At 61.5% G+C, this 13401-nt stretch carries 12 protein-coding genes; 6 read left to right on the top strand and 6 right to left on the bottom strand.

The window, feature by feature from the left end; genetic code table 11:
* Window positions 1–25: 25 nt before the first annotated feature.
* Entirely contained in the window at window positions 26–1105 is a 1080-nt protein-coding gene (locus tag ACQ4WL_RS16820; protein ID WP_436510766.1) for an AI-2E family transporter, read from the top strand.
* On the opposite strand, the gene ACQ4WL_RS16815 is transcribed toward ACQ4WL_RS16820, so the two are convergent.
* The 3 genes from ACQ4WL_RS16815 to nhaR all read right to left on the bottom strand — a co-directional run bounded on the left by ACQ4WL_RS16815 (window position 1102) and on the right by nhaR (window position 4936).
* Entirely contained in the window at window positions 1102–2442 is a 1341-nt protein-coding gene (locus tag ACQ4WL_RS16815) for a hemolysin family protein (protein WP_436510914.1), read from the bottom strand. The genes ACQ4WL_RS16820 and ACQ4WL_RS16815 overlap by 4 nt on opposite strands.
* Window positions 2443–2562: 120 nt before the next feature.
* A complete protein-coding gene (locus ACQ4WL_RS16810) occupies window positions 2563–3897 on the bottom strand; it encodes an MFS transporter (protein WP_436510765.1) in 1335 nt (444 codons plus the stop codon).
* A gap of 124 nt (window positions 3898–4021) precedes the next feature.
* A complete protein-coding gene (gene nhaR, locus ACQ4WL_RS16805; protein WP_436510764.1) occupies window positions 4022–4936 on the bottom strand; it encodes a transcriptional activator NhaR in 915 nt (304 codons plus the stop codon).
* Between the two features lie 115 nt (window positions 4937–5051).
* On the opposite strand from nhaR, the gene ACQ4WL_RS16800 reads away from it, so the two are divergent.
* The 5 genes from ACQ4WL_RS16800 to ACQ4WL_RS16780 all read left to right on the top strand — a co-directional run bounded on the left by ACQ4WL_RS16800 (window position 5052) and on the right by ACQ4WL_RS16780 (window position 8527).
* A complete protein-coding gene (locus ACQ4WL_RS16800) occupies window positions 5052–6131 on the top strand; it encodes a DUF475 domain-containing protein (RefSeq protein ID WP_436510763.1) in 1080 nt (359 codons plus the stop codon).
* Window positions 6132–6262: 131 nt separating this feature from the next.
* Complete coding sequence (locus tag ACQ4WL_RS16795; protein WP_102292953.1) at window positions 6263–6838, top strand: TerD family protein; 576 nt, start codon at window positions 6263–6265, stop codon at window positions 6836–6838.
* A gap of 73 nt (window positions 6839–6911) precedes the next feature.
* Window positions 6912–7607 carry a TIGR00266 family protein gene (locus ACQ4WL_RS16790; RefSeq protein WP_131689886.1) on the top strand — a complete coding sequence of 232 codons (696 nt, stop codon included), beginning with the start codon at window positions 6912–6914 and terminating at the stop codon, window positions 7605–7607.
* Window positions 7608–7646: 39 nt separating this feature from the next.
* Window positions 7647–8228, top strand: coding sequence for a TerD family protein (locus ACQ4WL_RS16785; protein WP_436510762.1), 582 nt, complete (start codon window positions 7647–7649; stop codon window positions 8226–8228).
* A gap of 80 nt (window positions 8229–8308) precedes the next feature.
* Entirely contained in the window at window positions 8309–8527 is a 219-nt protein-coding gene (locus tag ACQ4WL_RS16780) for a YqaE/Pmp3 family membrane protein (protein WP_086139074.1), read from the top strand.
* 70 nt (window positions 8528–8597) lie between these two features.
* On the opposite strand, the gene ACQ4WL_RS16775 is transcribed toward ACQ4WL_RS16780, so the two are convergent.
* The 3 genes from ACQ4WL_RS16775 to ACQ4WL_RS16765 form a co-directional block, all read right to left on the bottom strand.
* Window positions 8598–10250, bottom strand: coding sequence for a patatin-like phospholipase family protein (locus tag ACQ4WL_RS16775; protein ID WP_436510761.1), 1653 nt, complete (start codon window positions 10248–10250; stop codon window positions 8598–8600).
* Window positions 10251–10322: 72 nt separating this feature from the next.
* Entirely contained in the window at window positions 10323–12641 is a 2319-nt protein-coding gene (locus tag ACQ4WL_RS16770; protein ID WP_436510760.1) for a CPBP family intramembrane glutamic endopeptidase, read from the bottom strand.
* Window positions 12638–13369, bottom strand: coding sequence for an ABC transporter ATP-binding protein (locus tag ACQ4WL_RS16765; protein ID WP_436510759.1), 732 nt, complete (start codon window positions 13367–13369; stop codon window positions 12638–12640). Before ACQ4WL_RS16765 ends, ACQ4WL_RS16770 begins: the two co-directional genes overlap by 4 nt.
* Window positions 13370–13401: the final 32 nt, after the last annotated feature.

Genomic DNA, 13401 nt, shown 5'->3' with positions numbered 1-13401 from the left:
GCGCCATCTTCAGGATATGCAGTACATGGATAAACGTTTTGAGCCGCACGCCCGCCTGGCAGCCATCATCTTCTTGCTGATTGGCTGCTTTTTCGTCTTGCGGCCTTTCCTGGCTGCCATGCTGTTTGCCGCCTGCGTGGGCATTTCCAGCTGGCCCCTGTATATCCTTCTGCTCGACCGCCTGAAAGGCCGGCGCAATCTGGCGGCCGCCATCATGACCCTGTCCTTGATCCTGGTCATCGTGCTGCCGTTGGCCCTCGTCACCTACAACCTGGCCGACAATGTCTCGCGCATCTATGAACAGTTGCGCACGGCGCTGGAATCGGGCGGCCTGCATCCGCCGGCCTGGCTGGCCAGCATTCCCGTGGTGGGCGAAACCATCGACGGTTATCTGCAGCGTCTGCTGGAAGACCGCGAGGAATTACTGAATTTGGGCAAGACCATGCTGGAGCCGGCGCGCCATTTCCTCGCCTCCGGCGGCATCTTGCTGGGCACGGGTTTGGCACAGACCAGCCTGGCCGTGTTCGTCAGCTTCTTCCTCTACCGCGACGGCCAGCAACTGAGCCGTGTCCTGATGACGGGCGCTGGCCGCATCATCGGCGACAGCGCGCCGGGCGTGGCCCTGACCGTCAGCCGCACCGTGCGCGGCGTCATGTACGGCTTGCTGGGCACGGCGCTGGCGCAGGCGCTGGTGGCCGTGGTCGGTTTCCTGATCGCCGGCGTGCCGGCCGTGGCCCTGCTGGGCGTGGCCACCTTCATCTTTTCGCTGATCCCCGTGGGACCGCCCCTGATCTGGGGTGGCGCCGCCATCTGGCTGTTCAATGACGGCCAGACGGGCTGGGGCATCTTCATGCTGGTGTGGGGCGGTTTGCTGATCAGCGGCGTGGATAATGTGGTCAAACCCATGCTGATCAGCCGTGGCAGCAGCCTGCCCTTCTTGCTGGTGCTGCTGGGCGTGCTGGGCGGCGTGCTGGGCTTCGGCTTCGTCGGCATTTTTATCGGGCCGACCCTGCTGGCGGTGCTGTACAGCTTGTTGCAAACGTGGACGGTAGGGGAAACCACCGTGCCGCAGGGCAAGGATACGATTACCTTGAAAAAAGATTAATCGCGTAAGTCAGCATCGAGGTCCCGCTCCTGCTTCGGGATCACCTTGAGCAGCACGATGCGGGGCCCGTTCATCTTCTTGACGACGATGTCGAAGTCGACAAAGGTGATGCGCTGGCCCTGCTTCGGAATGTCCCCCAGCTTGACCATGATCAAGCCGCCCACCGATTCCACGTCGTCCAGTCCCAGTTCCTCGTTTTCGATATCGATGCCGAGGATGCGTTCGAGCGAGAAGATGGGCAGGCTGGCTTTGCCGATCAGGGTGCCGTCGCTTTGCTTGAGCCAGTCGTTTTCATTGCGGCGGAATTCATCACGGATTTCGCCGACCATGGCGCCGAGCAAGTTATCCAGCGTGATGAAACCCAGCGGGCGCTTGCCCTTTTCGCCGATCAGGGCGAAGTGGGGCGCGCCGTCGCGGAAGCGGCGGAACAGTTCCAGCGCCGGCGTGCGTGCAGAAATGATGTCCACGGGACGCAAAAACGGCGTGAGCGAGGTGATCGTCTTGCCCGCCTGCTGCGCGAAGAACAGGTCTTTCAAGTGCACCACGCCCAGCACGTCGTCTTCATTCATGTCGAAATACGGATAGCGGCTGAAGCGGTTGCGCAGCACCGTGTCGAGGTTTTCTTCCAGAGTATTCGAAGCGTGCAGGGCGATCACTTCATTGATCGGGCGCATCAGGTCCGACACCGTCATCTGTTCAAAATCAAGCGACTGCGCCAGGATGTTGCGCTCGTCGCGCGTGAATTTCTCGCCGGGCTGGCTGGTGCGCAGGATCAGTTTCAATTCTTCGGACGAATAATGGGCATCGTGGCCGCCCTTGCCGGACAGGCCCGCCATGCGCAGCACCCAGTTGGCGCTGGCGTTGAGCAGGTAAATGGCCGGATACATGGCCCAATAGAAACCATACAGGGGAATCGCGCTCCACAGGCCGACGGCTTCCGGGTTGCGGATGGCCATCGATTTGGGCGCCAGTTCGCCCACGACGATGTGCAGGAAGGAAATGACGCTGAAGGCGACGACAAACGAGACGCCGTGGATCAGTTCTTGCGAGGTGACGCCGATGGCGCCGAACAGCGGCTCGAGCAAGCCGGCAAACGCCGGTTCGCCGACCCAGCCCAGGCCCAGCGAAGCGAGGGTAATGCCCAGCTGGCAGGCGGACAGGTAGGCGTCCAGCTGGCCATGCACCTTGGCCAGGATGCGGCCCCGTAGCCCCTGTGTCCTGGCGATGGCGCGGATGCGCGTGCGCCGCAAGGTGACGATGCCAAACTCGGCGGCAACAAAAAAACCGTTCAGCGCGACCAGGAAGAGGGCGAGCAGGACTAGCAAGACATTGTGCATGGGGGCGCGGAAGATGGGCTGTAAAAACGTCATCTTAAACGACGAAAGGCGGCATAGCCTAATTTAGCCGCGCGCCCCGCCCGTGCAGGCGCGCGCGCGCGGCCGGTTTTTCACGCTTTTTCAGCCTTTGACCGCCGTTTGCGGTCCGCCGCGCATGGCGAAGACCATGACGGCCGAAACGATGGCGGGGATGGCGACGACGAGGAAAATCGTGCTGTTGGGCCAGTTCAGGCGAATCAGCTCGCCACCGAGCACGGGGCCGATGATAGAGCCGATGCGCCCGATGCCCAGGCTCCAGCCGATGCCCGTCGAGCGCAGGGTGGTCGGGTAATAGCTGGCCGCCAGGGCATTGACGGCCGGCTGGCCGCCCACCACGCAAAAGCCGGCGATGAAGATGGTGATGAACAGGAAGGCCAGCGACACGTCCGGACGGCCGATCAGGGCAATCGCTACGGCAGCGACTAAAAAGCATGGCAGCAGGATGCGGCGGAAGCTGGAGCGGTCGATCAGCTGGCCCATGACGAGGGTGCCGATGGTGCCGCCCACTTGCAGGGCCGTGCCGGCCAGCACGGCGTTGGCCGTGGACAGGCCCGCTTCCTTGGCGATCGTCGGCAGCCAGTTCGACAGGAAATATAAGTTGAGCAAGTTCATGAAGTTGATGACCCACAGCAAGATCGTCATCTTTGCGCGGCCGCCCGTAAACAATTGCAGCACGGGCGCGCCCTTGTGCTCCTTCTCATGCACGACGTATTGCGTCTCGGCCGTGATGTTGACGGTAGGATCAATGCGCTTCAGCCACTGCGCCACCTTGTCCAGCTTGCGTTGTTTCAATACCAGAAATTGCATCGATTCCGGCAGCAGGAAAAACATCAATATGCCGATCACCAGCGGCACCACGCCGCCCACGTAAAACACGGATTGCCAGCCGAATGCGGGAATCAGCGCGGCGGACAGCAAGCCGCCGAGCACGGCGCCCAGGGTAAAGCCGCACGAGACCAGCATCATCAGCGTGACTTTCTTGCGCAGGGGGCTGTATTCGCCGGCCAGCGCCATGGCGTTCGGCATCACGGCGCCCAGGCCCAAGCCCGTGATAAAACGGATCAGCTGCAATTGCTCGATGGTGGTGGCCAGCGGCGTGACCAGCATGCACAGCGAAAAGAAGATGGTCGAGCCGATCAGTACGGGGCGGCGGCCGAACTTGTCGGCCGTGATGCTGAAGACGAGCGAGCCAACCAGCATGCCCAACAGGCCCGCGCCAAACACGGGACCCAGGTTGGCCTTGCTGACGTGCCAGTCGGCGATGATGGCGGGCGCCACATAACCCATGGCCTGCACGTCGAAGCCATCCATGATGACGCACAGCCCGCACAGGATCAGCATGCCGATCTGGAAGGAGCCGATCTTGTTGTTATTGATGAGATCGGGAATATCGATCGTCTTGCCTGCCGTGGACATGGTGCCGCTCCTGTTTTTTTATGGTGGTCGCGCCCTTCCGGCGAGGGACAGGCGCGTGTTTGTCTCAGGCTTCATTACAATCGCTTTTGATTGATTATTCAAACGTTATTTTCGAATGGATTTATCAGGTTTCCTTGTGAATCTTCGGCGAGCGCTGGATGGCGGCCAGGATCACGTCCAGCGCCGGGTGCATGATCTTGCGTTCATTCGAGATGACGTAAAACTGCTCGCGCAGGGACGAGGCGTCGCCCACCAGCACGGCACCGAATTGCTCCTCGATATCGGCCGCCAGGCTGGCCGAGGCGAAGAACAAGCCCAGGCCCTTGCGGCCAAACGCGTTGAGCATGGCGTTGTCTTCGAATTCACCGACCACGTCGGGGCGCACGCCTTGCTGCACCATCCATTCGTCGATGCGCCCGCGCAAGGCATTGTTGCGCGCGGGCAGCAGAAATGGCGCGCCGTGCAGGCTGTGCGGGAAATTGTCGCGGTATTGTTCCGCCAGTGCGGGGATGCCGAACAGCTTCATGGCGCTTTCGCCCCATAAATGGCTGGAGACGCGCAGGCTGGCGCCGGCCGGCACGGCGCGGTCCGTCAACACCAGGTCCAGCTTGTGCAGGGCCAGGTCGGCCAGCAGGGACTCGAATTCATCTTCCAGGCAGACCAGTTTGACGGGCTTGTCCAGGCTGCGCGTGGCGTCGAGCATGCGGTAGGCCATCAGTTTTGGCAGCGAGTCGGAAATGCCCACCGTCAGGCGCATCTTTTCCGCGTCGGTGTCGGCCAGGGCTTCCTGCATCTGTTCACCGAGCAGGAAAATCTGGTCCGCGTAGCCGAGCGCCAGCCGGCCCGCTTCCGTCGGCACCAAACGCCGTCCCTGCGGCTGCAGCAGGGACTTGCCCAGTTCCTTTTCCAGCAGGGCCAGTTGGGTGCTGATGGTTTGCACTGCCAGGCCCAGGCGTTCGGCCGCGCGCGTCACGCCGCCTTCCTTGGCGACCACCCAAAAGAAGTATAAATGGCGGTAATTGAAACCGGTGGTTTTCATCGCACGGTCCTATCTTCTGTTTTTACGAAGCAATACTTCCATTATCTTCCATTTTTAAATGTGTCACATGTCCTTATACTACGTTGCATTGAATTTGGATAAAAGGGAACTATCGATGAAACATTTCAGAGTGTCATTTTTAGTGACATTTATCTGCCTGGGCATTTCCGCCTGGTGGGGTTATACGCACGGTGGCGTGCAGACGATGCTGGCAGCGCTCGGTATCGCGGTGATCCTGGGCGTGATGGAAGTGTCGCTGTCGTTTGACAACGCGGTGGTCAACGCCTCGGTGCTGAAGAACTGGGACAAGTTCTGGCAGGGCTTGTTCCTGGGCGTGGGTATCATCATCGCCGTGTTCGGCATGCGCTTGCTGTTCCCGCTGGTGATCGTGGCGCAAGCGGCCGACCTGGGCATGTTGGAAGTATGGAATCTGGCGCTGAGCGATCCCGAGCAGTACTCGATGCACCTGACGAATCACCACGCGGAAGTGGCGGCCTTCGGCGGCATTTTCCTGCTGCTGGTGTTCCTGAACTTCTTGCTGGACTCGGAAAAAGAAACGCACTGGCTGGGCCGTATTGAAGAAAAACTGGGCGCGCTGGGCAAGATCTCCTCGATTTCCGTGATGATCGCGCTGGGCACCCTGATGGCCAGCCTGTCGATGATCGAAGAAGGTCAGAAGCTGGTAGTCTTGACGGCCGGCCTGTGGGGTATTCTGACCTACGTGGGCGTGGATGTGGTCAGCGGCTTGCTGGAAGGCGATAACGGCGAGGGCAACGTGGGCGACATCGTCAAGCGCGGCGGTATTGGCGGCTTCCTGTACCTGGAAGTGCTCGATGCCTCGTTCAGCTTTGACGGCGTGATCGGCGCGTTTGCCATCACCAAGGATGTCGTGATCATCATGCTGGGCCTGGCTATCGGCGCGATGTTCGTGCGTTCGATGACGGTGTTCCTGGTGCGCAAGGGTACGCTCGACGAGTTCGTGTATCTGGAGCACGGCGCGCACTATGCGATCGGTATCCTGGCCGTGATCATGTTGGTCAGCATGAAGTTCCACATTCCCGAGATTTTCACGGGTCTGATTGGGGTGGCCTTCATTCTCGCCTCATTGTGGTCGTCGATCCGCTACAAGCGCAGGATGGCCCTCGAAGTAGGCAAGATGGAAGCGCTGGAACCAATCAAGGCAACAGCAGTGTAAAGAATGCGCGACAAACGACTACACCGGTTTGTCGGCAAGTTGTAGCAAGCGTCGCCGCCGGCCTGGGGAGTCAGGCCGGTGGAGGACGCCAGGTGTTTGGTCACACACAACCCACATAGGAGAAATACATCATGGCAATCAGTCTGCAAAAAGGCGGCAACGTCAACCTGAGCAAGGAAGCCCCTGGCATTTCGAAAATGATCATCGGCCTGGGCTGGGATGCCCGCGCCACCGACGGCGCCGCGTTCGACATCGACGGTTCGATCTTCCTGCTGAAGGCCGACGGCAAGGTACGTGCCGACGTCGACATGATTTTCTACAACAACCTGAAGTCGAGCGACGGTTCCGTCACCCACTCGGGCGACAACACTACCGGCGCCGGCGATGGCGATGATGAAACCGTCGTCGTCGACCTGGCCACGGTGCCAGCCGAGATCGACAAGATCGCCGTCTGCGTGACGATACACGATGCCGAAGCGCGCAAGCAAAACTTTGGTATGGTATCGAAGGCGTATGTACGCTGCGTGAATGCCAATGGCAACACGGAAATCGCCCGCTTCGACCTGTCGGAAGACGGTTCGGCGGAAACGGCCATGGTCTTCGGTGAAATCTACCGCAATGGCGCCGATTGGAAATTCAAGGCCATCGGCCAGGGCTACAAGGGCGGCCTGGGCCCCCTGGCAGCATCGTTCGGCGTCGGCGTATAAGTCGTCAATAGTAAGGGCGGTCCGCAGCGCGGGCCGCCGCCATCATCATCATCGTCAAGGAAGGAATAGTCAGATGCCAGTTTTTAGTATTACCGGGGACGTCGACCCGTTCCTGCATGTGTCGCTTGCCAAGGGCGAGAAGATTTATTGCGAATCCAACGCGATGGTGATGATGGAAACCAATCTTGAGCTGAAAGGCAAGATGACTGGCGGCATAGGCGCTGCGCTGATGCGCACCTTTGCCAACGGGGAATCGTTCTTTCAGCAGCATATCGAGGCCATGCGTGGCGACGGCGACTGTCTGCTGTCGCCCACCTTGCCCGGCGCGATGCGGGTGCTCGAGGTTGGTGCCCAGCAATACATGATCAGCGACGGCGCCTTCGTGGCGGCAAGTGCTGGCGTGGAATTGAAGGTGCGCACGCAAAGCCTTGGCAATGCGCTGTTTGCCCAGAGCGGTGGTTTTTTCATCACCGAGACGGCAGGCAGCGGCCAGTTGGCGGTGTCCGGTTTTGGCGCGATGTCGATACTGGAAGTGACGCCTGGCAAGGACGTGGTGATCGATAACTCGCACGTCGTGTGCTGGGATAACCGCCTGCAATACGAAATTTCCATGACGACCGGCAGCAGCGGCGGCTTTCTGGGGAACCTGATCAATAGCCAGACCAGCGGCGAGGGCATGGTATTGAAGTTTTCAGGCACGGGGAAAATCCTCGTGTGCTCGCGCAACCGCGCAGCCTTCCTCGCCTGGACGCAAAGCAAGCCGGCGTAACACGTAGTTGATGCAAGCAACCAAACAGGAGCAATGCGTATGTCTGTCAATTTGAGCAAAGGCCAGAAGATTTCTCTGGACAAAGAAGCTGGTACCACCCTGACCCGTATCACCATGGGCCTGGGCTGGGATGCCGTCAAGACCAAGGGTTTCCTGGGCTTCGGTTCGAAGACCGAAGCCGTCGACCTGGACGCTTCGTGCGTCATGTTCGATGAGAACAAGGGCACGTCCGACATCGTCTGGTTCCGCCAGCTGAAAAGCAAGGACGGCAGTGTCGTTCACACGGGCGACAACCGCACGGGCGCGGGCGATGGCGACGACGAACAGATCAATGTCGATCTGTCGACAGTGCCGGCGCACGTGAAAAGCCTGGTCTTCACCGTCAACAGCTTTACTGGCCAGAACTTCTCGCAGGTGGAAAACGCCTATTGCCGCATCTTGAATGCCAGCAATAACCAGGAAGTCGCGCGTTTCAACCTGTCTGTGCAAGGTTCCCACACGGCACAGATCATGGCCAAGCTGTACCGCCATAACGGCGAATGGAAGATGCACGCCATCGGAGAAAACGGCAACGGTCGCACCTTTGACGACTTGATGCCGCAAATTGCCGTGCATCTATAAGGAGCAGTACGCAGCGGGCGGGGGACGGACCGGATACCGGCCCTTGTCCGCTGCTCTATATTGAAGGAGAGTATGTCGTGATGCGATTGCTGATAGCCTTGCTACTTCCGTGTCTGACGTTTTTCATGCTGGGGCGCCCGCTGGCCGGTGCCGCCGCCTTGATCATGCAGTGCACTGTGATCGGCTGGGCGCCGGCGGCCCTGTGGGCCCTGTACACGGTGAACCAGCATAAAACGGAGCAGGAACTGGAAGGTGCGTTAAGCCGCAGCTACATGCGCAGGCGCAGTCGGTTGATCTAAGTCAACCGTGCGCTTGGAATCCTTGCGCTAAAGCCTGCACGAGCGATCGTGCGGGCTTTTTTGTGCGCGCTCACTTCTTGCAGCGTATGGGCACGTTCACGGAATTGCCATCCGAACTCAGGTTGCGGTACTGCAAATCTTCGCTTTCGATGGCAAAGCGGGGCACGGCGTGCACATAGCGCTGCTTGCAGACGGTGTCGTCATTGATCAGCTGGCCCGCCAGCATGTAGTCGCACAGGGCAAAGCGCGATTCCTCGTCGTCGAGGATCAGCACGCGCGCGGCGCTGTACAGGGCCGATTGCAATACTTCCGGGCTGCAATTTTCCGGCCCCGTCAGCTTCAGATGCGTTTTCGTTTGCGTAGCCAGGCGTTGCAGCTTGACGAGGGCGGCGCGCTCTTCCTTGCGTGCACCATCGACTTTCACGTCCTCGCTGGCCAGGCGCAGCGCCAGCGAGGCGATTTGGTCGATGGAAATATGCCAGGCAAAGCCTTCCAGCCGCGTGCGGATCTGGCCGGGCAAGGGATCGGCCGCATCGACTTCGCAGCGGTACTGGCCCAGGTGGGGGCGGCACAGCACGGGGATGGCAAAGGCCGAAGTACGCTTGCCCTTGACGAATTTCTGGCTCAGGTCGCCAAAGTTTTCATGCGTGATGGTATCGAAGCGGGCTTGCCCAAAGCCCATCTTGACGAGGTTTTCCTTGCGCTGGCGCGAAAACAGGGCGTCCACGGCATCGTAGATATTCTTGTTGAAGATGCGGTCCAGCGGCTGGCGCTCGTCCGACATCTTTTCGAATACGGCGCTGGAATTGGGCGCGTTGGCATCGATGGAAATCAGGATGAAAGGTTTGCTGTTCAGGCGCGGCGGCACGACGGCCATGTCGTTGCCATACAGCTGCGTCAGGGCTACGTCCCACAGGGTTTCCACGCCCAAGTTATCGGCCGCGCCGCCGTCGAACAGGTGCACGTAGGACGGCGATTCGCGTGACTCGGAACCGAGCTCCGGCACGAAACTGTTTTTCGGGCGGAAACGCTCGAAGGTGACGGAATCGAACACGCCGGGAAAGGCGGCCGAGGTTGCCACGGCCGTGGCCAGGCGGATATCCTGGATTGGCGAATGCAGGGTGCCGTAGAAATACTCATAGGAAAACACTACGCGCTTGCCGCCATCGGTGGCGTCCGTCGCGTTAGCCAGGAAGATGGGGCCGTCGTGCGGCAAGTCCTGGTAGGTTTTCTTGTCGTACAGCACATCGTCAAACACGTCGGACAGGAACGAGGTGCGCGTCTTGTTCGTCAACAACATCGTTGTCAGGTTGGCGGGTTTCAGGATGGTCTGGCCGAAGAAATCCGTTTTCAGCTTGCTGCGCAGCAAGGGCCAATCCGTTTGCTTGCCATGCAGCGCATAGTAGCCGCCCGCGATGGCGCCGCCCGAGACGCCGGAGATGGCCGAGGCGCCGCTGACGAGGCCGAACTGCTCCAGCTGCTCCAGCGAGGCGGCCGAGAAATTGGCCGCGCGGCTGCCGCCGCCGGACAGGGCGATGCCGATGAAATGGTCGCTGGGCATGGGATTCTGGATGCGCGCCTTGGGCGCGTCGATGCGCAGGCGCGGTGTTTCCTGCACGGTAAACGTGCGGTTTTCGACGCCGCTGTTGGGGCGCAGCGCGAGTACCGTGCAACCGCTCAGCAGTGCAAGGAGAATAAAGGGTACGAACAAGCGTGGATGCATGCGTGATCTGTGCGTAGTCATGGGTTGGGATACGGACGGAAACGTGTGCGATTCTAGCAAACTTGCCGGTGCTTAGAACTGCAACTGGTACGCGAGCATGGCGGCGTTGTAGAGCGCATGCGTGAGCATGGGCGCCAGCAGCGATCCGCTGCGTTCGTACGCGATGCCCGTGCACAGGCCCAGCACGAAGACGGGCAGCATGGCGGCGGGTGGCTGCACGATGGCAAACAGCGCGGCGGCGATGCCGATCGCCTGCCAGGCCGGCAGCGAACGGCGCAAGCCTCCCTGCAGCAAGCCGCGGAAGAGGAATTCCTCGCACAGGGGCGCGGCCAGCACGCTCACGGCCAGCAGCCACAGCCCGTTGCCATTGATCTGTATCAATGGCGAAGAGGCCGGTGGCAACAGGGCAGCGTAGCCGATGCCGAACAGGAGCGCGACACAGGCGCCCGCGACTCCCCGGCACCACGGCTGGCGGCCCTGTCCGATGCGCGGCACGCCGGCCGTCCTGGCGCGCCAATAGACCAGGCGCAGCAGTGCATACGTGAGTGCGCCGGCCGCGCCGAAGGCGATGGCCAGCTGCGCCAGCGGCGTCGCACTGCTACCTTTGAGCAGGATCAAGGCCAGTGTTCGCAGCATAAAAAACAGCATGGCGGCGATCAGGCCGTCGGCCGCCGCTACCGTGGCTGGCGGCGAGGCGGTGGGATCGAGCAGATAGGGCAGAGCGTCGCGTGCCTTTTGCCACAGGGCCACGGCCAGCGCGCCCGTGAGCATGACAAACACCAGTTGCTGCACCAGGCTGCCGGCGGCTAGCGCGGCGATGTACAGGCCGGTGAGCAGTAAATACAGGTACATATACGTGGGGCGCACCTTTGCCGTTGTTTCCGTGGCTAGCGGGTCGCTGGCAAACACGCCCAGCGCCACGGCGATCACCGCATACAAAGGGATGCCGGCCAGGGCCAGCAGCAGCAAGCCCGCCGTCTGCCACGACCAGGCGGGCAGCCAGGCCAGCGCGACGCCGAACAGGGTCAAAGGATACAGCAGTGCCAACACGGCCCACAGCTGCGCCTTTTGCCGCAGCGCCTGTTCGATGGCGACGGGAAACGTGTACAGCAGCCACAGCGCGCCACCTTCCTTGTTCAGCGTCTGGAAGGCCGACATCAGCAGCACATAGGCGCCGAGGAAAAAGCCGGTGGAGGCCAGCAGGACGGGATGCTCCAGCAGCGCGTGCATGTCGCGCGCCTGGCCCGTAAACAGGGCCTGGCCGCCGAGGATCAGCACGGGCATCAGCAGGCTCTGCACGAGAAAATTGCGGTCGCGCAAGAGTAACGTCAGCTCGCGCCGCTGGATCGCCGTGCCGATGCGCGGGCGCCACTGGCTTGTGGACGCCGCTGCCTGTTTGCGCGCGCTTTCGCGCTGGCCAGCGCCCACCACGCCGTGGCGCAGCTGGCGGCGCAGGATGGCCATGCCCAGCCACATCAACAGCAACACTTGCGCCAGCAGCAGGACGGCTGGCAGCAGCAAAGCCGTCGCACCATCGGCATTGAGCAGGCGCAGCAGCAAGCCCGGGGGCGTCCAGCTGCTCCAGGCGGGCATGGCCGCCGCCCAGGCATACGCGAAGCCGCCCGTGCCCATGCCGAAGGACATGCCCATATACATGGGCAACAGGCCCGCCAGCGAGATCACTGCCTGCAGGTTGCCCAGTTGGGACGGATTGAGCGACAGGCGCAAACCCGTGTCGACCAGGGTGCGCAGCATGGCGGCCAGGGCCAGCAGGACCAGGCTGGCGAGCAGGCCGGACAGTGGTGAAAACCAGTCCTGGCCCGAGTACCAGGCGATCACGGTCGTGCTGGGCCACAGGGCCAGCAAGCCGGCCGGATTGACGAGCGTGCGTTCAAGCACGCGCGCCCACAGCAAGGTGCTTTTCTCGACGGGCAGGGTGACCAGCCATTCCAGGTCCCAGTCCGGCTTGGCCAGTTCTCCCATGCCCAGCGGCAGCAAGACGCTGACCAGCCACAGCAGCGCCAGTTGCAGGGTCAGGCCGCCCACCAGCGCCGCGCTGAAGGGCGTGGCCATGAATTGCGCGATGACGGGGTCGAGCAGGTGGCTGCTCGTGTGCAGGCTGCCGCGCGCCTGGCAGGCGGCGACCTGGTCCAGAAAACAATGCATGTTCAGTACGCTATGGCGGGCAATGCTGCCGAAGGAAAACAGCATCGGCAGCAACAGCAGCGCGCCCAGCAGCCAGCGTCCGCCACGCTTGCCCGGCGTGGCGCGGCGGCTCTTATTGTTTTTCTTGAAGGGAAAGCCACGGCCGCCGACGTTGAGCAGGCGCTGCAGGCGCAAACGGGTCAGCAGCCAGACGGCGCGCCAGGCGGTGGGCGGCGCCGGTGTCATGCCGTGGACGTTTCATCGGTCAGTTGCAAGAAGAGCTCTTCCAGGCTGCCATCGCTGGACAGCTGCTGGCGGATATCGTCCAGGCTGCCCGTGGCGACCAGGGTGCCACGGTGAATGATGGCGACCCGGCTGCACAGCTTTTGCGCCATATCCAATAGATGCGTGGAAACGAAGATCGTGGTGCCGGCGGCAGCGCGGCGCAGCAAGCGTTCCTGCACGTCGCGCGAGGCACGCGGGTCGAGGCCGTTGATCGGTTCATCGAGGATCAGCACGGCCGGATCGTGGATCAGCGCGCAAGCCAGGCCCAGTTTTTTCTTCATGCCCAGCGAGTAATTGACGGCAAAATCCTCGCTCGCTTCGTCGAGGCCAAATTCCGTCAGCAGGCGCGCGGCGCGGGCGGCCGCTTCCGTGCGGGGAAAACCATGCATTTCGGCCACGAATTGCAGGATTTCACGGCCCCGCAAATAATCGTAAAAAATCGGATTGTCGGGCAGGTAGCCCAATTTGCGCTTGACGGCGGCGCCATCGCGGTGGCAATCGAGGCCATCGACCAGCACGCGGCCGGCGCTGGGCACGAGGATGCCCATCAGCATGCGAATGGTGGTGGTCTTGCCGGCCCCGTTCGGACCCAGGAAGCCGAAGACCTCTGCTTTTCCTACCTGCAAGGTCAGCGGCTTGACGGCCTCGAACGTGCCGTACTGTTTGGACAAACCTTCGAAGGCAATCATCGTGCATCCCAAAAAAGATAGCGTGCAGGATG

The sequence above is a fragment of the Janthinobacterium kochi genome (assembly GCF_051380715.1).
Lineage (GTDB): Bacteria > Pseudomonadota > Gammaproteobacteria > Burkholderiales > Burkholderiaceae_D > Janthinobacterium.
This window is presented reverse-complemented; position numbering and strand designations above follow the sequence as displayed.